This window comes from Acinetobacter sp. AOR43_HL, from assembly GCF_027854635.1.
In the GTDB taxonomy this organism is placed as follows: domain Bacteria; phylum Pseudomonadota; class Gammaproteobacteria; order Pseudomonadales; family Moraxellaceae; genus Acinetobacter; species Acinetobacter pittii.
Genome location: NZ_JAKTHX010000037.1, coordinates 97115 through 117517 on the forward strand (window position 1 = coordinate 97115; position 20403 = coordinate 117517).

A 20403-nucleotide genomic window follows, 5' to 3' on the forward strand; every position below is an offset into this window, starting at 1 on the left:
AGCCCGATTCCGTGGATCAGGCTTAATGTTCGTAGATAAAGGGTATCAAGAACATGAAGAATTTAACAAAGATTGTGAGACCTAACAAAAGTTTCCGATATACGGCAAAGCCTTATATGAACTTTTTGGTCAAAAAATTAAGACGTGTAAAAAGCTTAAATCCACAAAATTTAATACTTTTTTACATTTTTAGAAAATGAAATATTTGTTTATAAATTAGTGGCTTAATTGCATATAGTTTGGTTCTTTATGATTGTTGTACCAGATGAAACGTTTCGAACACACATTTGTAGCCATAGCTTAGCTATATTGCTCAAAGAATGTATCAAAACCTCAAGAATAACAAACGATAAAGACGCCTTACTAACAAGTACATTGAGTTGGAGATAGTGAATGACTACAGCAATGCAGAACAGAGCTAAACAACTTAAAAATGCAAAACGTGGAGGGTATATCCCGACAATTGCCAAAGACGTAAACAAATATAAGGTACAAAAAATAAAAAGGGCACTTGAGGAGGCCAAGCAGATTGTAAATGAGCTTGAAGATGACGCATTCGAATTCGATGATCAAGTCTCTATGCAAAAAGCGATTGGTGCAATCACAGTGATTGAGTTGATTGAACAAGCCTTAAACGGTGCACACTAACAGGCTTTAGCATACAAACATTCTTTCTCGGACCCCTGAAATAAATGGGGTCAAGGATAAGTTCGTCTTGCAATTTAGCGCTGCTTTAAAGCGTTAGTGTTTTTTATTGACTGTAATAAAGAAAACGAAGGGGATTAATAAACATTGAAAACCACAAGCTGGTCAACGTGATGAGTTTTCAAGTTTTACCCTTTAGCGCAGGACAAAGTCATGGAAACAGTTTCTAGCAGTGGGTTAGCCACATTTTTAAATTTTTATAGTATTGCAATTATGGTGGCTCTGGCAGTCAGCTTAGTTGTCGCAGTTGTATTGATGATGCGTTTTCCTCGTTCTCCACAAGAATGGATTGTTGCTCTCATCTGTACAGTAGTTTCAAGCCTGACAGGCGGCTCATTCATTATTATGAAATGGAACCTGCATGAATGGGTATCCGATATTTGGGGAATGATCACCCTATCTGGATTCTTCTTCATTTGTGGTTTACCAGGTTGGGCTATTGTGAGATGGATATTTAACTTCATCAATAAACAAGAAGGCAAAACGATTGTAGAGGTCATTAAAGACCTAAAAAAAGCAAAAGATGATCTTCAAAATAGCTAAAGACAGCTTTAAATATAAAGGTAGAATAAAATGAATATTGACCAATACTTAGAAACAATTATCAGCCGAGAAGGCGGATATGTTAACCATCCATCAGATCATGGCCATGCGACTAAATTTGGCATTACAGAAGCAGTCGCTCGATCGAACGGATATCAAGGCAACATGCAAGACTTGCCCTTAAGCGTCGCTAAATCTATTTATAAGCAAAAATACTGGCTTGAACCCCAGTTTGACCAGATTAATGCGATTAGCCCAGCTATTGCAGAAGAGTTACTGGATACGGCTATAAATTGTGGCGTCAATTTTACAAAGCCTTTATTACAACGTGCTTTAAACCTGCTGAATAAGCAGGGAAAGGAAGGTTGGCCAAACCTTGCGGTAGATGGCCAGTACGGGCCTCTAACTTTGCAAGCACTGGCGACCTACTTAAATAGACGTAATAAAGAGGGAGAAAAAGTATTCGTGCGCATTTTAAATATTATGCAAGGGCAGCATTATATTAAAATTACAGAGAACAACCCTAAATACGAAGATTTCTTTTACGGTTGGATATTAAACAGAGTAACACTCTAAAAATGTATTAGAAGAGAGCATGTTTAAAGATCAAATGAGTTAAAAAGCCTAACTATGAGTTAAGGCTTTTTAACAAATAATAGGTCGAGCAATGCTTTATTGTGCGATGAGTAAAATCGCAAGAAGAAAGAAAATAGCGCCACTAATTTTATTGAGCATCGAGAAATTATTTCCAGCTAACATTTTCTCTTTAAAAATTGAAGAGAAGTTCGCGTAAACTAAATGAATTAAAAAACCAATAAAACAAAAGGTTAAAGAAAGAATTAAAAATTGATTTAAAATCTCTTTCTTGATATCAATAAATTGAGGGAAGAGTGCGATAAAAAATACGATTGTTTTAGGATTAAGCAAAGATGCAAATAGGCCCTGATAAAACAATTTAGATTTACTTACAGCTTTATCTTTTTGTTGATCGGTCATTAACTCTTGGGTTGCAAGTTTTTTAGTGAAGTTTTTATATCCGAGATACATTAAATAAAATGCACCAATAAACTTTAAAACCGTAAAAATAGTAGGGTTACTTGTAATAATAAGTCCTACACCGCTGGCAGAAATTACAGCGATCACAAACATACCAATAATTAACCCACTTATTCCGAACAAAGCAGTTTTAACACCATAGTTAATTGAGTTTGTGACAGTAAATAAAACTCCCGGTCCTGGGCTTAATAGGGTAAGAAATGCTATTGTTATAAATACTAAAAGACCGCTCACGCTGATATATCCTATTTATCAATTGAGGCAAGATTGTGCGGTTACTTTAAATGAGAAAATAATCGATGTATACAGAAGGTTATGTATATTTAAGGCTTAAATAGATTAAATATTTAAAATATAGATTTATATAAATAAATAGGACATATAAAACTATAAAAGTGAAAGCAACATAAACACACAACGTTAAAAATTGAGCATGTTAGTATACTAAGTCTATACCTCAAGAAATCTATAGTATGAAGAAAAATGAACGGCAGTTTAAATCTGGCGAGTTTCAATTTTCCTTTTTAACATTTAAATATTGGGGTATATGGTTTTTAGCTTTTATTCTAATGTTATTTGCGATGTTACCTTGGGCTATTCAATGGCGCCTTGCTGACTTTCTATCAAAAATAGCGTGGAAATCTTTAAGTTCTCGAAGAAAAACCACACTACGTAACTTACAAGCATGTTTTCCAGAAAAAACACCTTTGCAAATTGAGGCAAAAGCTAAACAGGTTTTTGTTGATACTTTAACGGGTGTATTTGAAGCTTTAAATGCTTGGTATTGCCCAAATTGGTTTAAAAGCCGTGTTCACATAGATGGTTTAGAAAATTTAACCAATAATCAGGAAAATGGCATACTTTTATTAGGTACCCACAGTACGCTTTTAGATGCAGGTGGAGCGGCGTGTACTTTATTCTTTAATATGGACGTGGTTTACCGACCTCAAAACAATCCGTTTTTAGATTTTCTGATTCATCGTAGTCGTGCGCGAGTGTATAAAAACCAAATTGCTCGAGACAACATGCGTGGACTCATACAAAACCTTAAACATGGTCATGCAATATGGTATAGCCCAGATCAGGACTTTGGCCTAAAACAAGGGGTCATGGCATCATTTTTCGGTATTCAAGCCGCTACAGTTACAGCTCATCGCAGACTGATGGATATCTCAAAAGCAACTGCAGTGCCTTTATATTTTTATCGAAGTGGTGATATTCGTAATCCGCAATATCATGTTTTAGTAGAACCTAAATTAGAAAATTTCCCGAGTGGCTGTGAAGTCAGTGACGCTGAAAGGGTAAACAAGATTATTGAAAACCAAATTCGCATTGCCCCTACACAATACATGTGGTTTCATCGACGCTTTAAAACACGTCCTGCTGGTGAACAGAAATTCTATTAATGGCGTCAGTAACTCAAGAATTAAAAGTACTTCTTTCAATTAAAATATAGAATATTAGATTTTTAATTGAAAGGATCTTTAATCAAATCAAGATGAAAGATGTAGAACCAGCAGTATAGAATTTTTCTTGCTTTAATTATTTTGAATATCGATTGCAAATGATTTTGAAGCGTGTATAGTCGAGCATAACTAACAAAATATTCTTGTCATCATAAATTTCTATTTCGCAGTTTTATTTATAAGTCTTCGGTTCATTCAGATATTTAAGTTTTCACGTCTATTTTTTAGTTAAATTGGTTTCCCCAATAATAAGTTATAATATTTTAAAATTTAGGATAAATATATGTCTACTTCTACTGGTACAGTAAAATGGTTCAATGAAACTAAAGGTTTTGGTTTTATTGCGGCTGATGAAGGTAAGGATATTTTCGCTCATTTTACCGATATTCAAACACAAGGTTTTAAAGTTCTCTTAGAAGGCCAACGTGTTGAGTTTACTGTAGTACAGGGTAAAAAAGGCCCACAAGCTTCAAATATTGTGATTCTTCAGAATTCATAATTTCATAGAGCGACTAGAGTTGTTTTAAATATATTATTTAAATAGAATATGTTTAAGGCTAAAGCGCTTTAGAAGAGTTTAAAAACCCACTCTATGTTGTGGGTTTTTTATAAGTTTTAATTAAGCTTATCTTTAAAAATAAAAAGCAGAATAAAAATATGCTCTTAAAAGTGCTTCTAAATTTTTTGTTAAAATATAAGTAATTAGGTGTATGGTACTAAAATGGATATTTGTATTGGCGGTATTTTAGACGGTCAAAAGATAGAAAATCATAATGATGTTTTTAAGATAGAAGAGCACTATTCGGACAATAGCTCTCAGTATGTTAAACAGCATTTCCACCTATTTGGAAAAATTTTTACCTTTTGGGTGTGCGAAGATATTGATTTACAACAGGCAATCAGAAAAGCCGAGAGAATTTTAGCGAATAAGAAAGAAACTCTTTAGTTGTTTGAACTAGAACACTTCCGTGCCTTAATTTGGTTTAAAGATTTTCTTATTAAGTAATAGATATTTTTTATATTAGCTTAATAGAATTCGTTACAGAATTTTTTACAATACTCTTGTATATGTTACACAGCTTAACATTTTTTTTGTGGTATTTACTAACAATAGTAATACATTAGGCTTAATCTAAAGTTGTTTTATTTATTGCGCGAATAAAACAAAACCCACTTTAATAATATATCTTATTAAAGTGGGTTCTTTATTCAGACGGTCATCATTAATTCAATATACATAATTAAATTATAGATAATATTTGTTGTTATAAACCTCTCTTAAGAAAGGAAAACATTTTAAATGTTAAGTGCAGTACAACCTAATATTTGTTTTATTGGCAGTAGTAATCTAGCTTTAGCGTTAATAGGAGGGTTGGTTTTAAAAGGATTTAAAAAAGAAAAAATACACCTCATTGAAGAGAAAAAGATTAATGATACAAATGCTTTAAAGCAAAAAGAAAATGGACTAAAAAAAGCTGAAATTGTTGTTTTGCTACTAGAGCCTAAACAGTTAAAAGAGACACTTATACCGCTAAAAAAATGGTTAGCTAGTAAAATTATAGTTTCTATGATGGCGGGAGTAGATATTGCAAACTTGACTCGTTTTACGGGTTCGAAAAAAATTGTTCGTGTAATTTCAAATCCACCTGTGCTGACGCATACGGGGACACATGTGCTTATTGCTTCAGAGCAAATGGACCAACTTGATAAAGACCTGATCGAAATGCTGTACTCTGCAACGGGTCAGACTTTTTGGGCGCCGTCTGAAACGCAGTCAGACGCAATTATTGCTTTGTCTGGTTCGGGGCCAGCTTACTTTTTCTATATTTTAGACAGCATGATAAAGACAGGGGTTTCTTTAGGACTTGATAAACAATTTGCTCTAGATTTAGCACTCCAAGCGGCTAGTGGCGCAGTTGAAATGGTCCGTAAAAGTAATGTCCCGCCAGCGGATCTGTGTGGCAAGGTGACGTTGGCTAACGGGATTACCGAATCAGCACTCAGAATGTTTGAGCTAGGAAATGTATCTGATGATATACGTTTAGCTATGAAGGCTGCATATCATCGTAGTAAAGAAATCACTTCAGAAATTATTACTGAGGTGAGTTAAGTATTCTTTAGCAAACTAGGCCTTTAAAAAGTATTCCCAAATAACGAAGCCTAAGCCAAACCCAATAAACGAGTAGAGAGTAATAATAAAGAATACAAAACTGGCCTTATTTTTTTTCTTCAAAATGTTCATGGCGATGCCTCCAATTCAGATTAATTACATTTTGAAGAAGTGAAGGCTGTAATCATAGATACAGAATTTTTTAAAAAAAATATAACAGAGCTATCATCTGTTATATTTTCTAGGTTTTTCCTTAATAAAGATTTTAAAATCAATAAATTAAAGATTTAACTGTCAGCGTTTAACCTTTTTATTCAATTAGCATTAAATCGGCTGTATTAGCAGATTTGAGAGGGCGTAGAGCAAAGGTCGAACGGGTGTGGCGTATTCCTTTAATTGAATAAAGTTTTTTTCTTAAAAATCGTTCGTAATGGTCAGCATCTTTGACTGCTACTTTAACAAGATAATCATAGTCACCTGTGACGAGATGCGCTTCCACTACTTCAGGTATATCTGCTAATGCTTCACTGAAATTTTCTAGCATTTCGTCATCATGACGCTCTAAAGTAATTTCAATAAAAAAGACTTCATGAATGCCAATCGCTTTTTGGTTTACGTTTACCGTATATCCTTCAATAATTTTTAAAGTTTCCAGACGTTTCAGTCGAGTCCAGCATGGAGAAGATGAAAGACCTACTTCTTCGGCCAGTTGAGCTACAGTTAAACGGCCATTTCCACGTAATGCAGATAAAATTTTCCGATCTATACGATCTAGTGTGTATTCTGTTTTGTTCAAAATATAAACCAAAGAAGAATCTTCTGATAAAAATCAATATACTTCATTTTTATGCTGTGAATGTTTAAAAATTTTAAAAAATACAGGAAACATTTTGAGTCAAAGGTACATACACTATTTCTATGCATCGAACCTTTCTGGATAGAGGTTGGGATGGAGCAAAGAGCACTGTTTCAGTAAGGGTGACTAAACAGTGCTCTTTGCGGATTTCTTATTAATCTTTAAATCTATTTTTATTAACTGGCATGACATATCAAAACAAATCAAATAATAACTTTTATTTATCAATTGAAGAAAAACTAATCATTATTTTTTATCTAAATTTTCCTTTAATGTAATTCCATTACAAAGGAGGAGCAAGGTTATGATCACCCAGCATGATATAAATCAAAAACAATATCAAAATAAATCTCTCGACTATTTAAATAGCCAAGCTCATTCTGAAGGTATTGAATTTAATAAATTTATTAATGAAATTCAGAAAATTGAAAAAGCTGTAGTCCTTGATTTAGGCTGTGGTGGTGGGCATGTTTCCTACAATGTTGCTCCGCATGCGGACCTTGTTTTTGCCTACGATTTATCTCATGAAATGTTAGACACCGTGTCTAAGACGGCTAGCCAACGTAAATTAAAAAATATCTTTGTGCAGCAGGGCATTGCTGAGGACATGCCTTTTAGTGATCAGCAATTTGATGTGGTCATTAGCCGATATTCTGCGCATCACTGGCAACATGTTCCGACTGCCATGAAAGAAGTAAACCGCGTGCTTAAGCCAGATGGTATTGTTATTTTTGTAGACATTATTAGCTCTAGCTCGTCTATATTAGATACTTTTTTACAGACCATCGAAACGATTCGAGACCCAAGTCATGTACGAAACTATAGTGTGAAAGAGTGGGTCTATTTTATCGAAGATGCAGGCTTTGATTTGGTGGGTTTAGATAAACAAACACTTTCGTTAGATTTTGATAGTTGGGTAAAGCGCATGAAAACGCCTGAAGATCAAATCAAAACTTTACGTTATTTGCAGGAAGGTTCATCTGACCTTGTTAAGAAGTATTTCAAAATTCAAAATGACGGTAGCTTTGAAAGCCATGTGGGTTATTTTGTCTTTAAGAAATTAGGGTTTTAACGTAGTGTTATGAATAAGGGTTTTAGTAGATTAGAAATGGATTAAATATCACTAAAACTCTTTTTCCGAATAACTCGAATAATATTAAAGATGGTTATAAAACAAATTTAATATCATTCACTTGATAAAAATTAATCACCCAATTTTATTAAGGTGATTAAGTATTCAAAAGAGATGAGGGTTATCCCATTTTCTTTATTATTAATAGACACTTATAAATAATTATTATTTAATACGCCCGCAATATTATCACTAATACTTTTAATAACTTTGTCGGGGAAATAATGCGTAATATTTTAGTAACGATTTTCACTTTATTCTTAGCAACATCAATTTATGCTGCTCAAGAGTCTAGAAATCTTCTAGAGCAAACTCAGTGTGAGAAAGCAGTGGAACTGCATGGTTTTTTAAGCCGTGCTCAGCTCGATTGTAATTATCACTATTACTCAGAAGAGTTAAAGGATGCTGCCGCAAAATGTACTAAACATGACCTTGGTGAAAAATACGGTAGAGAGGTTATGAAATTTGGTATGAAGGAATTTGAGGAACGCAAGAAAGAGGATACACAGGGCCACTTTTGTCATAAGGTTTTAAAAGAGTTCCCAAAATATATTAAACAATAAAAAATAAGGTTTTAAAAACCTCTTCTAGCAAGCCGATAAAATGGATTTAATTATTCATTTTATCGGTGTATTACCCTATATAATTCGCCAATTAGATTAAAATAAATTTTAAGAAGCTCTGCAATATAAAAAATATCTAATTCTGGCTCTATTAGTGATCATATTTTAGTTATGAAAATTAGTCGCAGATGAAAAATATGCCTTTAACTCTATTTTAAAATTTTCCCATAGTGCCTCAGTTTCTAATTCTGAATAGCCTTCTAAAGCCATGTCTAGTTGACCCTCGTATGAGTAAATTAAGAAACGCAATTCCTCTTTTTCTAAGTAATGATTTATTGAAAAAATATTTTGAAAAAAAGAATATATCTGGTCTTTATGATTCACGGTATTTATATGCTTAAAAATATAATTTTCCAAAACTTTTGTTGTTACTTTATCTATCGAAGTTTCACTAAATTCATTTCTTTCAGTTAGTCTGAAGTATTGTAAAATTTGCTCAGTATTTGATAAAAAACAGATGTCTAAAGCTAGCTCATTTGTTGGATCATTTTCTAGTGCATGCATGGCCCAGTCCTGAACTTCTTCAGGAGTGATTAATTTTAGATCTAGCTCCAATTTTAATTGAAATTTATAACTATTAGACATTTATATAACCTAAATTTATTACATGATATTTAGAGGAACTAAGAGCAGCATCTTTCAATATACTTTTATGTTTAAGAAAACTATATAAAATTTTCACTCCATTTTTTGTCTAATTCTTTTAAATCATTATATGCTTTTTCAAATTCGCTCAACGGAAAACTTAGGTGAGGAGTAGAAGGCGAGGTTTCCCAGACTACAGATGTCACAACATCGTGAGTATGGTTAAATGCGTAACCAAAACGAGTCCATACGACTTGATCTGCTGAAACAACTTGTTCCACCATAACCACATTGCACACTAGATCTAAATCATCAGGGCAAATTAAAATTGGAACTACTGTTGAAATTGCTACATTTTCATAAGTTTGTGGTTTAAGAAGTTTCCAAGCATTACTTAATGCCAACTCACTATCATAATCATATAACCAACCTTGCGCTGGAACTAAAGTTTCTGCGAGATCAGTAATATGTGTATTTTGGTGCACCCATATATTTAATGGAATATTATCAATTGCGAGAATAGGGAAAGGTTTTAAATTGCCATTTGCGTCTTTGATGCATCCCTCAATTGAGTGTTCATATAAAAGAGTAGCTGAGATAGTATTCATATTTATAAGTTAATGTGAGTTAAGCAAATATAATATATTCTATTCAATAGATTAATGAATCTAATCTAATGAAAAACAAAAAATTATTTATCCATTTTCTATCCAATATCACATTGACACCTAAAACCCCTCCGATTATCCTTTGCCTGCTGGCCACATTGCCAGTCGGCTTTGACAGGCCGCATACCCAAAGCACACGAAAAAGTCTCTCTTTTTTGTGGGCATCCCTGCGTGCCCCCTCTGCGGCGGAACGGGAGGGGGACACCTTCGGGTGTGCTGATCTTTTGGGTATCAGTCTGTCAACCTTCTCTCGTTTCGCCACCATTATTTGACAGTAATGTGGTGAAGCTTCTTTATACCCAAAGGAGTCCGCTATGCGTACTATTTCTTCTTTATTGGCTTTTGCCAAAGTCTCTCTATTCATACCACTCGAGCAATCTATAAAGCGGTTCAATCGACTCTAGGTTTTCTACACCTTAAGAATCTAAAACACAGCAACTATAAAACTTGAGATAGGTCAGCACGCCATTTTGTGCGGCTTTTGCATGCCTGTTTTTTAGCACTCATTTTAAGAGTGACGGCATTTCTATCTCATTTACATACAACAAAAAATTATTTTTAGCGGTATATCTATGCCAAATTTGCAATCTTCCTTTAAAGCATTAAAAGTGCTTCACGTAGCAAAAGACTTATTTAATCAATATGGGTTTCATAAGGTCGGTGTCGATCGAATTATTAGTGAAGCCAAGGTTTCCAAAGCCACTTTTTATAATGCCTTTCACTCAAAAGAACGGCTAATCGAGAGGTGTATCAGTTTCCAAAAAGACACGCTAAAAGACAAAGTGTTTTCCATTCTCTATTCTTACAATGAACTCATGGTGCTGGATAAACTTAAGCAAATTTACTTTTTACATGCGAGTTTAGAAGGGCCATATCATTTACCTTTTAAGGCATTGTTTGAAATTAAAAGAGTCTATCCCAAGGCCTATGGCGTTACGATTGAGTACCGAACTTGGTTCATCAATGAAATTTATAAACTGCTTTTAACCGTCAAAACTACCGCCTCAGTCGAAGACGCTTACATGTTTTTATGTATGATTGACGGGGCGATGTTCCGACTTTTTGAAAAAAACAGCATTGATGAAAGCGCGCTAGTTCGATTGTTTCTTTTTAATCTGTGTCGTTCTAGATAACTCTTAAATGAAAGAAAGCCTCTCAAAAAGAGGCTTTACTTTGTATTGAAATAAGCGCTTAGCTTGATTACACAGGTTTTGCAGAATGCATTCCTTCAAAGTATTGAACCGCAGGCGAGCGAGCCATATAAGCTAAAGCTTGCTCGGTGTCTCCCTCATGAATTGGGTTAAATTTTGGTGAAGCCCATCTTAACGTCGCTTTCCACAAATATTTAATGGTCGGTAAGTTGTCTGAGCGAGTCGCGGTTTTTTCAAATTCACGAATAATTTTAAAGTAGCCACGGCGCATCAATTTTTGAATATCTTCATGCTCTAAATCTTGCTTACCTAAACTACGGGCAAAGTCAGCAAGGAAGTAAATAAACAGTGGGAAAACCGCCGCCATAATCACTTGGCGCGACACATAAAAACCAAATTTGTTTGTTAAGAGATGCTCAAATAAATCATAAGCAACACAGCGATGTTCAACTTCTTCAGCCAAATGCCAACGGAACAAATCTGCCATAGCAGGGTCAGCTTGGTCCCAAGTCTTACTGTCCAGCGTCCATTGACCAATGGTTCCCGTAAAGTGCTCGATTGCAGCAATCACTCCCACTCTGAAAAGTAACCAATATTCATCAAGCTTTTCGCCTTTTAAAAAGGGTATGCCTAGAGGTTTGTCACCCAACAAAATGTTAAAAACAAAATGGGCACGGTTGAGTGTTTCTTGAATGTCGTAACCATTTTCACGTAAGAAGTCTTGTGCTTTTTCATGCGCACGTGCATGAGCAGCTTCTTGGCGGACAAATCCAATCACTTCTTGTTTTAGTGTTTCATCGGTAATTAAGGGCAGGGTTTTATTAAACACACGGCAAAACCAAAACTCACCAGCTGGCAAGAGCATGTTGATGCCATTGGCGACATGCGAGCATAGAGGATCATTCGGCATCCAACAGACCGATGATTCGGTAAAATCGAAATGGACCTTTCTTGCTTTAAGCTGATGATTCCCTGTGATCATATACGTCACCCTATTCATAATTGTTCATTTAATGCGAATGGACAATTTTTAGCATTAAGTAAAATTGATCACCATGTGCTTAAGGGACAAAATGAGACTCAAAAAGGTTTATAGAGATAAAAGCAGCTCTATTAAAGATTGGATATATTTAACACAACACGAGGGTAAGCTTTTTTATTTTAAATATGAGATGAATAAAAAAGCTCCTTAATAAAAAGGAGCTTTGGTTTTTATAATTTAAATTTTTAATTATAAATTTATTTTATTTTAATCTAGCTAAAACTAGCTAGCTTAGAAGTTTAGATCGCTTGCCACTGATCTTTAACTTCCTCTGAATTTTTATTCAGAATAACCTGATCTTCTTTTACTTCCCCAATCCACCCAGTAGGGATGAGGTGATGTTGACCACTTTCGTCTCGGGTGAGTTTTAACTGGTTTTCACCATCGAGATGATCGACAGTACCTACTTTAGTACCACAAGAAGCAATAACATCTGCGTGTTTTTTAATATCATTAATATTTAAAGTGTTCATTTTAGACCTCTTCTTTGGAAATAGAAAAACGGTAAGAACTAAACTACTTTAAATAATCGATTAAATGTTGAGTTTTTAATAAACCTTACATGATCGGATTATAAGTTCACTTAACCGTGATATTTGAGTAACAATGAAATAATTAGATATAAAACTAATAATATTTTTCTTTTTATTACAATTTATATGTTTATCTAAACAGAAATCTTTAGTTATGGTTGGGTTAAGTCTTATAAATAATTATTTGCAATGAATATTAAAATACCTATAAACATGACGATACTGATCAGTTTGAGTGAATTTGAAGCTGCCCTAGCTGAAGATAAAAGTAAGCTTCGTATAAATTTACTTTTTCAGCTTGTAAATTTAACTCAAAATTTGCCTCATCCAGCTTCGGGTCAAACCTATCAACGTTGGCAACTTTTTGCGCAGATTGCTGGAGTTGATTTAAGTCTAGCTAAGCTTTTTGAGTCTCATTGTGATGCTTTAAGCATTTTAAATGAATTGGGTTATCAGCAAGAAATAGATGACCAGACTTGGGCAGTTTGGGCAGCAGACGGTGGACCAGCACCATTGCGAATAAAAGACAATCTTTGTAATGGCATAAAACCTTGGTGCTCTGGTGCTGAATTCATTGAAAAAGCTTTAATAAGTTATAAAGATCAGCAAGGGCTGGCGCAGCTTTGTATTGTCGACTTAAGTCATCCATCCATTACAACCGATTTAAGCCACTGGCACGCTGTAGGCATGCATGCGACACAGACTGCGCAAGTAACTTTTAAAAATACACCTGTTAAATTGATTGGTCAGCCAAATAGTTATTTAAAACGCCCAGGTTTTTGGCATGGCGCAGCAGGTGTTGCGGCCTGTTGGTATGGTGCCGCCGTGCGTCTAGCTAACTTTTTGCAAGAAAGCTGTCAGGCAAATCCTAATCCGTATAAAAAATTGTATTTAGGCGAGGTCGCTCAGCAGCTAGAAATCACTAAACAGTATTTTCAATATGTGGCCAAGCTCATAGACCATAAACCAACGCTAAGTCATGAGCGGGAAATACGCATATTACGTGCCCAAACAGAACAATGCTGCCTGAGCGTTATTGAGCGAGTAGGGAAAGCCTTGGGTGCTCGTCCTTTTTGTGAAGATGCGACATTTGCTCAGCTCATGGCTGATCTGCCTGTGTTTATTAGGCAAAGTCATGCTGCTTTTGACTATGAACAAATTGCAGATCTCTGTGTATCGGAGCAAAGCCTATGGGAACTTTAAAACATCCTTTGGTTGAAGACCGTATTATTTTTGGTGAGGGGACAGCCAAAGAGCAATGGTTAAAGGCATTTAAGGAACAACCGTTAGCGCCTCTAGATCTTGAGTTATTTCGTTCTAAAAGGGTAGTAATTGTTGCGCCACATCCTGATGATGAAGTGCTTGGCTGTGGCGGATTAATGCAGCAGCTGATTGCACTGAACTGTAAAATAGTGGTTTTAGCTGTCAGTAACGGCACACAAAGTCATCCTAACTCTACAAAATATTCTCCAGATCAGCTCAATATTCTTCGCCCGCAAGAAAGCTTGGCAGCCTTAAATTGTCTAGGCGTAGCAAAGTTCACCGAGCATATAGAGCTTAATTTGTTAGATGGCCAGATTCATTTGCAAACCGAACAACTGTGGCAGAGTTTAGGCAAGTTAGTTCAAGCCGACGATATTCTGATTTGTAGCTATGAATTTGATGGTCATCCAGACCATGAAGCAGTAGGTAAAACCGTACAAGCCTATGCAACCGCTAAGCAACTACTCTGTTTACACGTATTAATTTGGGCTTGGCATTGGGCAGAGCCTTTAGACCCACGCATTGATTGGCACCGAGCAAAAGCCTACCGCTTAACCGAAGAACAGCTAACTAAAAAACATCAAGCAATTTTGCAGTTTAAAACCCAACTTGAAGCAGATGAAACTACGGGTAATGCCGCAGTGCTATCTCCAAGTGCGATTAAACGTCTTTTAATGCCTTATGAGGTTTATTTGAGTGATTCATTCTCGCGTGTACTTTGAAGATTTATATCGTCATAACAGTGATCCATGGGGCTATGACTTTCATTGGTATGAAGCACGTAAAAGACAAATTTGTCTCGCGTTGCTGACAAGACCCCGCTACCCAAAGGTGCTAGAAGTCGGCTGTTCAAATGGACATTTAAGTTTTCATTTGGCGCAAAGAGCCGAGGAGTTACTGTGTATAGATGTCTCTGAGCGTGCTGTTCATTTAGCTTCCGAGCGGCTACAAGAGTTCGAGCATGTTGTGGTTGAAAACAGAAAAATACCCGAAGACTACTCGATTCAAAAATTTGACCTGATTTTAATTAGTGAGATGGCCTATTACTTATCCAAGGATGAATTGCATCAGTTTATTGAAAAGTTAAAGCTTAGTTTAAATGATGATGGCGAGATTCTGTGTTGTCACTGGCGTCATGAAATTCAAGATTTTGAATTAAATGCAGAGCAAGTCCATCAAGCTTTTCAGCAACATTTTCCATTTCACCATTACCTCAGCTTAAACGACCCAGATTTTATGATTGATCTGTGGACGGCGAACACTTCCTCTTTAGCACAGCAGGAAAAACTAAGATGAAAATAGGTATCGTCATTCCAGCGCATAACGAAGAGTATTATCTATCGGCCTGCCTGCAATCTATTCAGGTCGCCATAGATAACATTAGTGGTTATGAGGTAGAAGTGCTTGTTGTACTCGATAGCTGTACAGATCAGTCGCGGTTGATTGTACAAAGCCATCAGATTAACTGGATTGAATGCAACTATGCATGTGTGGGGCAAGCGAGGGATTTGGGAATCCGTCATTTAATCAGGCGTGGTGTAACTTGGATTGCCTGTACCGATGCAGACACTGTGGTGAGTCCAGATTGGCTGCGTTATCAAATCCAGCACCAACCAACAGATGCAATTTGCGGTACTGTAACGCTAGACGATTTTAGTCATCTCTCTATAATGAAACAGCAAAAATATTTAGCACACTATAAAGATGAAATGGACCACGCGCATATTCATGGGGCCAATTTAAGTTTTAGTGCAGAGGTCTATCTTTTGGTCGGCGGCTTTGAGCCTATCTCATGCCATGAAGACGTGTCTTTAATCAAAAAATTGATCAAGCATTGTTGCAATATTACTTGGAGTAATCTGGTACGAGTAACCACAAGTAGTCGTTTAAATGGGCGCGCCCCACAGGGATTATCGTATTTTTTAAATAATCTCTAATGACCTAAATCATCACTTCGCTCAATATCGAAATATTCTTTAAGTTTTTAGGGTCATATTTAATATTAATAATACTACCCAGTTTATATTTATAGTGATCTTGCTTAGCAATAAGCACCTTTAAATTTTCAGTAATGATTTGGCCTTGCTCAGTTTGAAATTTCAATTTGATATAACATAAAGGGCGATATTGCACCTTAGCTAATGAGTCTTGAAAATATACGACCTCGGCAGAAGTCATCTTTCCTCGTTTATAAATCAAAAATCTTTGAAACTGACTTTTAAGAAAAAAGGTCCAAGCAATATAGATAAACAATAAGCTGAACCAGACTGTTCCAATAAAAGTCAAAAAATCAGAAAATTTCACTCACTCAAACCAGAATTATTCGTTTAACGCCTTATTCTAAATGAACTGATAAGCCTGATCTAGTTTATATAATTGGTCTAAAGCATAAGCAAATGAAGCTTTAAAATTAACGGATCATAATTAAATTTGGGCAGGGTATATAACTTAGTTGTTGTATTTATGACTACATATGTAAACAAACCTTATGAGAAACGTTCTTAACCCCTAAAATTCTACAAAAGAAATTTTAAAGGTGTATAGGTTTGGATTTTTTAAATTTTTTCCGTGATATTCGGGGTGAGTTAAGTCAATATCCTTGGCTAGAAATGTTGGTTTCACTCACGATTTTGATTTTATTTGCTGCAATAGCAAATTTTATTGCCAAACGCATTATTGTTCGGGGCGTTCGTCATTTAGTCACAAAACTCAAATCACCAAATCAGTCTATTTTCGCTCAGCATAGCGTTATAAAGAAATTTGCAAATATTGTTCCTGCTGTTGTGATTATGAATGGTATTGCAACCGTGCCTCATCTATCTCCAAAGTTTATTGCTTTTGTAGAAATGGCAGCGCAAGCATTTATTTTTCTTACACTCGCGCTTACGGTCAGCGAGCTGTTAAACATCTTTAACCTTATTTATCAGCGAAATCCAAAATCTAGAAATAAGCCGATTAAAGGTTACTTACAACTGGTTAAACTCATTTTATTTGTTGTATGTGGCCTCATGATTTTGGGAACATTCCTTAAAAAGGATGTGTTCACTTTACTCGCTGGTTTTGGTGCGATGGCAGCGGTATTAATGCTGGTTTTCCAAAACACCATTTTGTCTTTGGTGGCGAGTGTACAAATTGCCTCTTATGACATGGTGCGTATTGGAGACTGGATTGAAATGCCATCACTCAATGCAGATGGTGATGTAATTGATATTTCACTGCATACCGTGACTGTTCAAAACTTTGATAAAACCTATACCACCATTCCAACCAATAAGCTCGTGACCGATACATTTAAAAACTGGCGGGGTATGAGCAACTCGGGTTGCCGTCGAATGAAGCGCTCACTTTTTATCGATCAAAGTAGCGTTCATTTCATGAGTGATGAAGAGCAACAAAAGCTCAAAGACTTTTTATTGCTAGATCAATACTTAAATGCAAAGAATTCTGAAATTGAAGAATTCAATAAGCATTTAAGCAATCAATCTCGTTACAACAAGCGCCGTCTAACCAATATTGGTACATTTAGGGCCTATGTAGAATTTTACTTGCGTCAGCACAAGGGTATTGCTCAAAATCAAACTATTATTGTTCGTCAATTACAGCCGACCAGCCAAGGGTTGCCGCTAGAGATTTATGCATTTACCAACACGATTGCGTGGGTTTCTTATGAAGCAATTCAGTCAGATATTTTTGACCATTTAATTGCAATTCTTCCCGAGTTTGGTTTACGTGTTTACCAAGCACCTTCGGGTCATGACTTGCAAAGATTGACGGCAGAAATTCATCCAAGTTAAGTTTTAGGCTGCTAAACGAATTTTAAAAAGCTCCCAGACGGGGGCTTTTTTACTCATACTCTTCACAAAAGATTATCCGGCAAACCAAATATTCTGATGATCACACATGGGACTCAAATGCTTAATACGTAAATTGTCTTGCTCAAAATTACCAATATTTCCAGTAATATCTAATATGCCCCCTAAGCCGATCTGCTGGCCTTTATAACTTAAAGTGTTTTTTTCAGCATCCCACTGAGCGCTATGTTCTGGAAAGACAATGAGTATATCTTTCACATAAAGACATCCTTGCTTTAACTCCAAGTTTCCTTTTAAGCGTGCTGAACCAGAGAAACCATCGTACTGATAGGCTGGGAGTTTCACAGCATTTGTACTGTCGTTTGCTTCTTGCTGGTGGCATCCTGCAACAAGGGCAAATACAACCGTGTAAAGCAATTTATTATTAATACCCAATTTTGTTCCTATAGGGATTTGCATATATTTGATAGTAATTGTCTAAAGTTGCATATCAATCTTTAGATTGTTAAAGAAGATTTCATTCTATTACCGCTCGAACTTAAGATTTAAAGACTAAACTTTCTTATTCATGGGCTTATAAAACTTTGGATTATTATATTTTATTTATTTATATATTGTTATCTTTTCATGAGTGATTTGAGGCACGATATGACGTGTCATCCACCAAAATAATAGAGCCAAGAAACTTACACCTGCACCGAGTGCACACACGCCAAGCCAACCAGCATAAGCATAAGTCGCTGTTGTGCTGATTGCACCCAATCCACTACCTACTGCATAAAAGAGCATGTATAGACCAACAAGACGGCTATGCGCTTCTGGACGAGTACGAAAAATCATACTCTGGTTGGTCACATGCAGAGCTTGCCCGCCTAAGTCTAGTAATACGATGCCAATTACGAGTGCCCAGAGCGAGTGAGCCATGAGTGAAAGTGGACCCCAAGCGAGCAGTAATATTACGAGTGCCAACAAGCTTGTGCGCTGAGCATATCCACGGTCGGCCCAGTAACCCGCACGTGCAGCAGCCAAAGCACCAATCACTCCAACAAGTCCAAAAGACCCAATTACAGTATGCGAGAAGCTATAAGGCGGGGCACTTAACGGCAGTACCAATGCGCTCCAGAAAATATTAAATGCCGCGAACATGAGTAAAGCTAACACACCGCGCACTTGGAGTACTTTTTCTTGGCGAAGCAGATTTAACATCGATGCTAAAAGTTGCGAGTAACGCATGGTAGTGGGCTGAATTTCTAAATGAGGCAGACGTTTCCAAAGCGGCAATGCAATCATGAGCATGATGATGGCTGCGCAAAAGTACACGCCGCGCCAACCTGCTACATCACTAATTCCCCCTGAAAATACGCGGGCAAGCAGTAAACCAATGAACACACCACTTTGTGCAGTACCGACCACATGTCCTTGCTCATGTGGGAGAGCAGCACTCGCAGCATAGGCAATAAGCCCTTGAGTCATGGCTGTGCCGAGTAAACCTACCGCAAGCATTCCTGCCAAAAGAATAATCGTAGAATGAGCAAAGGCAACTGCTAGTAAAGCAAATATCAAGGCAAGTAACTGTAGAGCCATTAACCAACGCCGATTTACCAAATCACCTAACGGCACTAAAAAGATTAAAGCTAGGGCACAACCGATTTGAGTGGCTGTAACCACCCCACCAATGGCAGCATGACTAACATTAAAGTCTCTTGCCAATATGTCGAGCAAAGGCTGTGCGTAGTAGACATTTGCTACGCTTGCACCACTTGCAATAGCAAACAGCAAAATTACACCACGAGGCATGCTTGAAAGCGGTTTATCACTTTTGGCGTGTGAAGTTGAAGATGCAAGAGAAGCTTTCATGGGCCTAAATCCATTCAATTTAGTTTTAAAATGCAACTAGTTGAATGTTAGATCGACTAGTTTTAAAATGCAACTAGATAACTTGTTACTGATGATTAGTTAGGAAACTCAATGGCGAACTCTACATTGATAAAAGATGAACCTTGTCCTGTTGCGCGCTGTGTCAATCTCATAGGAGATCGTTGGTCATTGCTTATTGTGCGTGATGCTTTTGATGGAATGCGCCGTTTTGGAGATTTCCAGCGCAGCTTGGGAGTGGCACGAAATATTCTTTCTGACCGACTAAAAAAATTAGTCGATGCTGGTGTTCTTGAACTGCAAGACGCTTCGGATGGCACCGCTTATCAAGAATATGTATTGACCACTAAAGGGGAGAGTTTGTTTCCAGTGATTGTGGCTTTACGACAATGGGGAGAGCACAACCTATTTGAAAGTGGAGAGCGCCATTCTCTGTTAATTGATAAAACTACAGGTCAGCAAATTCCATTTATGGCACCAGTCGCGGCAGATGGAACAGTGCTGAGAGCTTCTAATACTCAAGTGCAAAAGGTGAAATAAAAGAAGAGAAAACAAAAATAACCTTTTTTAACTTAAATTTGGGCAGATTAATTGATAACCTTGCGCGTCAAATTAAGGTGAGATTATGAGATTTATATTCCTCTTTATAAGCGCAGTTTCAATTCAATGTTATGCAGCATCGGAAGCAATGGAACTTCATTACTGTGAAACTGTGAAGAAAGCAGCGAGTGGGGTGATGGATGCTAGACAACATGAAGTGCCAGCTAAAGAGTTACACGACATCGCCAATCATCTTGAAGAGCAACAAGCCAAACAACTTTATCAAGAGCTTATCAAATCTGCATATTCTTCAAAATTATTTGAAGATCCTCTCATTAAGTCAAAAGCTGTCGAAAATTTTCAAACCAATTGGCATGAACAATGTTTGGCAAAAGAATTAGCTAAAAATATGTGAGGGTGTGAGTAGGAAATGGTTAGTCGTG

The 20403-nt window shown here is 36.4% G+C and carries 27 protein-coding genes; 17 read left to right on the forward strand and 10 right to left on the reverse strand.

Features of this window, described 5'->3' with window-relative positions:
- The first annotated feature begins 393 nt into the window (after positions 1-393).
- From MKL33_RS19070 to MKL33_RS19080, 3 genes are all read left to right on the forward strand, one after another.
- The gene (locus tag MKL33_RS19070; protein ID WP_002119927.1) at positions 394-648 is read left to right on the forward strand and encodes a hypothetical protein; all 255 of its coding nucleotides are present in this window, start codon (positions 394-396) and stop codon (positions 646-648) included.
- A 210-nt stretch (positions 649-858) separates the two neighbouring features.
- Positions 859-1248: a hypothetical protein gene (locus tag MKL33_RS19075; RefSeq protein ID WP_002119864.1), complete on the forward strand. Its 390-nt coding sequence runs from the start codon at positions 859-861 to the stop codon at positions 1246-1248.
- A 30-nt stretch (positions 1249-1278) separates the two neighbouring features.
- Positions 1279-1824 carry a glycoside hydrolase family 108 protein gene (locus tag MKL33_RS19080; RefSeq protein ID WP_270907540.1) on the forward strand — a complete coding sequence of 182 codons (546 nt, stop codon included), beginning with the start codon at positions 1279-1281 and terminating at the stop codon, positions 1822-1824.
- A 96-nt stretch (positions 1825-1920) separates the two neighbouring features.
- Here the strand turns inward: MKL33_RS19080 and MKL33_RS19085 are convergent, their stop codons facing one another.
- Complete coding sequence (locus tag MKL33_RS19085) at positions 1921-2538, reverse strand: LysE family translocator (protein ID WP_063098453.1); 618 nt, start codon at positions 2536-2538, stop codon at positions 1921-1923.
- A gap of 239 nt (positions 2539-2777) precedes the next feature.
- Between MKL33_RS19085 and MKL33_RS19090 the strand changes: the two genes are divergently transcribed.
- The 4 genes from MKL33_RS19090 to MKL33_RS19105 all read left to right on the forward strand — a co-directional run bounded on the left by MKL33_RS19090 (position 2778) and on the right by MKL33_RS19105 (position 5880).
- Entirely contained in the window at positions 2778-3710 is a 933-nt protein-coding gene (locus tag MKL33_RS19090) for an LpxL/LpxP family acyltransferase (protein WP_270907541.1), read from the forward strand.
- A 343-nt stretch (positions 3711-4053) separates the two neighbouring features.
- Positions 4054-4269 carry a cold-shock protein gene (locus MKL33_RS19095; protein WP_005070223.1) on the forward strand — a complete coding sequence of 72 codons (216 nt, stop codon included), beginning with the start codon at positions 4054-4056 and terminating at the stop codon, positions 4267-4269.
- Positions 4270-4491: 222 nt separating this feature from the next.
- A complete protein-coding gene (locus tag MKL33_RS19100; protein ID WP_002117453.1) occupies positions 4492-4716 on the forward strand; it encodes a hypothetical protein in 225 nt (74 codons plus the stop codon).
- A gap of 354 nt (positions 4717-5070) precedes the next feature.
- Positions 5071-5880, forward strand: coding sequence for a pyrroline-5-carboxylate reductase family protein (locus tag MKL33_RS19105; RefSeq protein WP_017403101.1), 810 nt, complete (start codon positions 5071-5073; stop codon positions 5878-5880).
- Positions 5881-5895: 15 nt separating this feature from the next.
- On the opposite strand, the gene MKL33_RS19110 is transcribed toward MKL33_RS19105, so the two are convergent.
- Together MKL33_RS19110 and MKL33_RS19115 are read right to left on the reverse strand one after the other, a co-directional pair.
- The gene (locus MKL33_RS19110; RefSeq protein ID WP_002117441.1) at positions 5896-6012 is read right to left on the reverse strand and encodes a hypothetical protein; all 117 of its coding nucleotides are present in this window, start codon (positions 6010-6012) and stop codon (positions 5896-5898) included.
- A 178-nt stretch (positions 6013-6190) separates the two neighbouring features.
- Positions 6191-6676 carry an Lrp/AsnC family transcriptional regulator gene (locus MKL33_RS19115; RefSeq protein WP_031944692.1) on the reverse strand — a complete coding sequence of 162 codons (486 nt, stop codon included), beginning with the start codon at positions 6674-6676 and terminating at the stop codon, positions 6191-6193.
- A 364-nt stretch (positions 6677-7040) separates the two neighbouring features.
- Here MKL33_RS19115 and MKL33_RS19120 point away from each other — a divergent pair, with 364 nt between their 5' ends.
- Together MKL33_RS19120 and MKL33_RS19125 are read left to right on the forward strand one after the other, a co-directional pair.
- Positions 7041-7808, forward strand: a complete 768-nt coding sequence (locus MKL33_RS19120) for a class I SAM-dependent methyltransferase (protein ID WP_057086024.1) — start codon at positions 7041-7043, stop codon at positions 7806-7808.
- A 284-nt stretch (positions 7809-8092) separates the two neighbouring features.
- Positions 8093-8431, forward strand: coding sequence for a hypothetical protein (locus MKL33_RS19125; protein ID WP_017481398.1), 339 nt, complete (start codon positions 8093-8095; stop codon positions 8429-8431).
- Between the two features lie 165 nt (positions 8432-8596).
- Here MKL33_RS19125 and MKL33_RS19130 read toward each other — a convergent pair whose 3' ends face one another.
- Positions 8597-9076: a hypothetical protein gene (locus MKL33_RS19130; RefSeq protein WP_206242004.1), complete on the reverse strand. Its 480-nt coding sequence runs from the start codon at positions 9074-9076 to the stop codon at positions 8597-8599.
- Positions 9077-9156: 80 nt separating this feature from the next.
- Entirely contained in the window at positions 9157-9684 is a 528-nt protein-coding gene (locus tag MKL33_RS19135) for a hypothetical protein (RefSeq protein ID WP_206242006.1), read from the reverse strand.
- 632 nt (positions 9685-10316) lie between these two features.
- Between MKL33_RS19135 and MKL33_RS19140 the strand changes: the two genes are divergently transcribed.
- Positions 10317-10877: a TetR/AcrR family transcriptional regulator gene (locus tag MKL33_RS19140; RefSeq protein WP_069030976.1), complete on the forward strand. Its 561-nt coding sequence runs from the start codon at positions 10317-10319 to the stop codon at positions 10875-10877.
- A 67-nt stretch (positions 10878-10944) separates the two neighbouring features.
- Here MKL33_RS19140 and MKL33_RS19145 read toward each other — a convergent pair whose 3' ends face one another.
- Together MKL33_RS19145 and MKL33_RS19155 are read right to left on the reverse strand one after the other, a co-directional pair.
- On the reverse strand, positions 10945-11877 hold the full coding sequence (locus MKL33_RS19145) for a metal-dependent hydrolase (RefSeq protein WP_270907542.1): 933 nt from the start codon (positions 11875-11877) through the stop codon (positions 10945-10947).
- A 299-nt stretch (positions 11878-12176) separates the two neighbouring features.
- A complete protein-coding gene (locus MKL33_RS19155) occupies positions 12177-12410 on the reverse strand; it encodes a DUF2171 domain-containing protein (protein ID WP_002113991.1) in 234 nt (77 codons plus the stop codon).
- Between the two features lie 249 nt (positions 12411-12659).
- Between MKL33_RS19155 and MKL33_RS19160 the strand changes: the two genes are divergently transcribed.
- Genes MKL33_RS19160 through MKL33_RS19175 form a run of 4 tightly spaced genes read left to right on the forward strand, consistent with a single transcriptional unit; the run spans position 12660 to position 15670 of the window.
- Positions 12660-13673: an acyl-CoA dehydrogenase family protein gene (locus tag MKL33_RS19160; protein WP_270907543.1), complete on the forward strand. Its 1014-nt coding sequence runs from the start codon at positions 12660-12662 to the stop codon at positions 13671-13673.
- A complete protein-coding gene (locus MKL33_RS19165; RefSeq protein ID WP_270907544.1) occupies positions 13661-14455 on the forward strand; it encodes a PIG-L deacetylase family protein in 795 nt (264 codons plus the stop codon). Before MKL33_RS19160 ends, MKL33_RS19165 begins: the two co-directional genes overlap by 13 nt.
- Positions 14430-15029, forward strand: coding sequence for a class I SAM-dependent methyltransferase (locus tag MKL33_RS19170; protein ID WP_270907545.1), 600 nt, complete (start codon positions 14430-14432; stop codon positions 15027-15029). Before MKL33_RS19165 ends, MKL33_RS19170 begins: the two co-directional genes overlap by 26 nt.
- On the forward strand, positions 15026-15670 hold the full coding sequence (locus MKL33_RS19175) for a glycosyltransferase (protein WP_270907546.1): 645 nt from the start codon (positions 15026-15028) through the stop codon (positions 15668-15670). The genes MKL33_RS19170 and MKL33_RS19175 overlap by 4 nt, the downstream gene beginning before the upstream one ends.
- Before the next feature lie 4 nt (positions 15671-15674).
- On the opposite strand, the gene MKL33_RS19180 is transcribed toward MKL33_RS19175, so the two are convergent.
- Positions 15675-16037, reverse strand: a complete 363-nt coding sequence (locus tag MKL33_RS19180; RefSeq protein ID WP_270907547.1) for a DUF3592 domain-containing protein — start codon at positions 16035-16037, stop codon at positions 15675-15677.
- A gap of 242 nt (positions 16038-16279) precedes the next feature.
- On the opposite strand from MKL33_RS19180, the gene MKL33_RS19185 reads away from it, so the two are divergent.
- Positions 16280-17527, forward strand: a complete 1248-nt coding sequence (locus MKL33_RS19185; RefSeq protein ID WP_005070199.1) for a mechanosensitive ion channel family protein — start codon at positions 16280-16282, stop codon at positions 17525-17527.
- A gap of 72 nt (positions 17528-17599) precedes the next feature.
- Here MKL33_RS19185 and MKL33_RS19190 read toward each other — a convergent pair whose 3' ends face one another.
- On the reverse strand, positions 17600-18004 hold the full coding sequence (locus MKL33_RS19190) for a hypothetical protein (RefSeq protein WP_075382625.1): 405 nt from the start codon (positions 18002-18004) through the stop codon (positions 17600-17602).
- Positions 18005-18148: 144 nt separating this feature from the next.
- Positions 18149-19402 carry an MFS transporter gene (locus MKL33_RS19195; RefSeq protein WP_238517545.1) on the reverse strand — a complete coding sequence of 418 codons (1254 nt, stop codon included), beginning with the start codon at positions 19400-19402 and terminating at the stop codon, positions 18149-18151.
- Positions 19403-19513: 111 nt separating this feature from the next.
- On the opposite strand from MKL33_RS19195, the gene MKL33_RS19200 reads away from it, so the two are divergent.
- Together MKL33_RS19200 and MKL33_RS19205 are read left to right on the forward strand one after the other, a co-directional pair.
- A complete protein-coding gene (locus tag MKL33_RS19200; RefSeq protein ID WP_270907548.1) occupies positions 19514-19960 on the forward strand; it encodes a winged helix-turn-helix transcriptional regulator in 447 nt (148 codons plus the stop codon).
- An 85-nt stretch (positions 19961-20045) separates the two neighbouring features.
- Positions 20046-20375: a hypothetical protein gene (locus MKL33_RS19205; RefSeq protein ID WP_270907549.1), complete on the forward strand. Its 330-nt coding sequence runs from the start codon at positions 20046-20048 to the stop codon at positions 20373-20375.
- Positions 20376-20403: the final 28 nt, after the last annotated feature.

Excerpts from the sequence above, each read along its gene's own strand:
- MKL33_RS19095 (WP_005070223.1), top strand. The coding sequence starts at position 4,054 with ATGTCTACTTCTACTGGTACAGTAAAATGGTTCAATGAAACTAAAGGT.
- MKL33_RS19190 (WP_075382625.1), bottom strand. The coding sequence starts at position 18,004 with ATGCAAATCCCTATAGGAACAAAATTGGGTATTAATAATAAATTGCTT.
- MKL33_RS19075 (WP_002119864.1), top strand. The coding sequence starts at position 859 with ATGGAAACAGTTTCTAGCAGTGGGTTAGCCACATTTTTAAATTTTTAT.
- MKL33_RS19090 (WP_270907541.1), top strand. The coding sequence starts at position 2,778 with ATGAAGAAAAATGAACGGCAGTTTAAATCTGGCGAGTTTCAATTTTCC.
- MKL33_RS19160 (WP_270907543.1), top strand. The coding sequence starts at position 12,660 with ATGAATATTAAAATACCTATAAACATGACGATACTGATCAGTTTGAGT.
- MKL33_RS19155 (WP_002113991.1), bottom strand. The coding sequence starts at position 12,410 with ATGAACACTTTAAATATTAATGATATTAAAAAACACGCAGATGTTATT.
- MKL33_RS19100 (WP_002117453.1), top strand. The coding sequence starts at position 4,492 with ATGGATATTTGTATTGGCGGTATTTTAGACGGTCAAAAGATAGAAAAT.
- MKL33_RS19195 (WP_238517545.1), bottom strand. The coding sequence starts at position 19,402 with ATGAAAGCTTCTCTTGCATCTTCAACTTCACACGCCAAAAGTGATAAA.
- MKL33_RS19140 (WP_069030976.1), top strand. The coding sequence starts at position 10,317 with ATGCCAAATTTGCAATCTTCCTTTAAAGCATTAAAAGTGCTTCACGTA.
- MKL33_RS19135 (WP_206242006.1), bottom strand. The coding sequence starts at position 9,684 with ATGAATACTATCTCAGCTACTCTTTTATATGAACACTCAATTGAGGGA.
- MKL33_RS19205 (WP_270907549.1), top strand. The coding sequence starts at position 20,046 with ATGAGATTTATATTCCTCTTTATAAGCGCAGTTTCAATTCAATGTTAT.
- MKL33_RS19125 (WP_017481398.1), top strand. The coding sequence starts at position 8,093 with ATGCGTAATATTTTAGTAACGATTTTCACTTTATTCTTAGCAACATCA.
- MKL33_RS19200 (WP_270907548.1), top strand. The coding sequence starts at position 19,514 with ATGGCGAACTCTACATTGATAAAAGATGAACCTTGTCCTGTTGCGCGC.
- MKL33_RS19080 (WP_270907540.1), top strand. The coding sequence starts at position 1,279 with ATGAATATTGACCAATACTTAGAAACAATTATCAGCCGAGAAGGCGGA.
- MKL33_RS19120 (WP_057086024.1), top strand. The coding sequence starts at position 7,041 with ATGATCACCCAGCATGATATAAATCAAAAACAATATCAAAATAAATCT.
- MKL33_RS19130 (WP_206242004.1), bottom strand. The coding sequence starts at position 9,076 with ATGTCTAATAGTTATAAATTTCAATTAAAATTGGAGCTAGATCTAAAA.
- MKL33_RS19165 (WP_270907544.1), top strand. The coding sequence starts at position 13,661 with ATGGGAACTTTAAAACATCCTTTGGTTGAAGACCGTATTATTTTTGGT.
- MKL33_RS19145 (WP_270907542.1), bottom strand. The coding sequence starts at position 11,877 with ATGATCACAGGGAATCATCAGCTTAAAGCAAGAAAGGTCCATTTCGAT.
- MKL33_RS19110 (WP_002117441.1), bottom strand. The coding sequence starts at position 6,012 with ATGAACATTTTGAAGAAAAAAAATAAGGCCAGTTTTGTATTCTTTATT.
- MKL33_RS19105 (WP_017403101.1), top strand. The coding sequence starts at position 5,071 with ATGTTAAGTGCAGTACAACCTAATATTTGTTTTATTGGCAGTAGTAAT.
- MKL33_RS19175 (WP_270907546.1), top strand. The coding sequence starts at position 15,026 with ATGAAAATAGGTATCGTCATTCCAGCGCATAACGAAGAGTATTATCTA.
- MKL33_RS19070 (WP_002119927.1), top strand. The coding sequence starts at position 394 with ATGACTACAGCAATGCAGAACAGAGCTAAACAACTTAAAAATGCAAAA.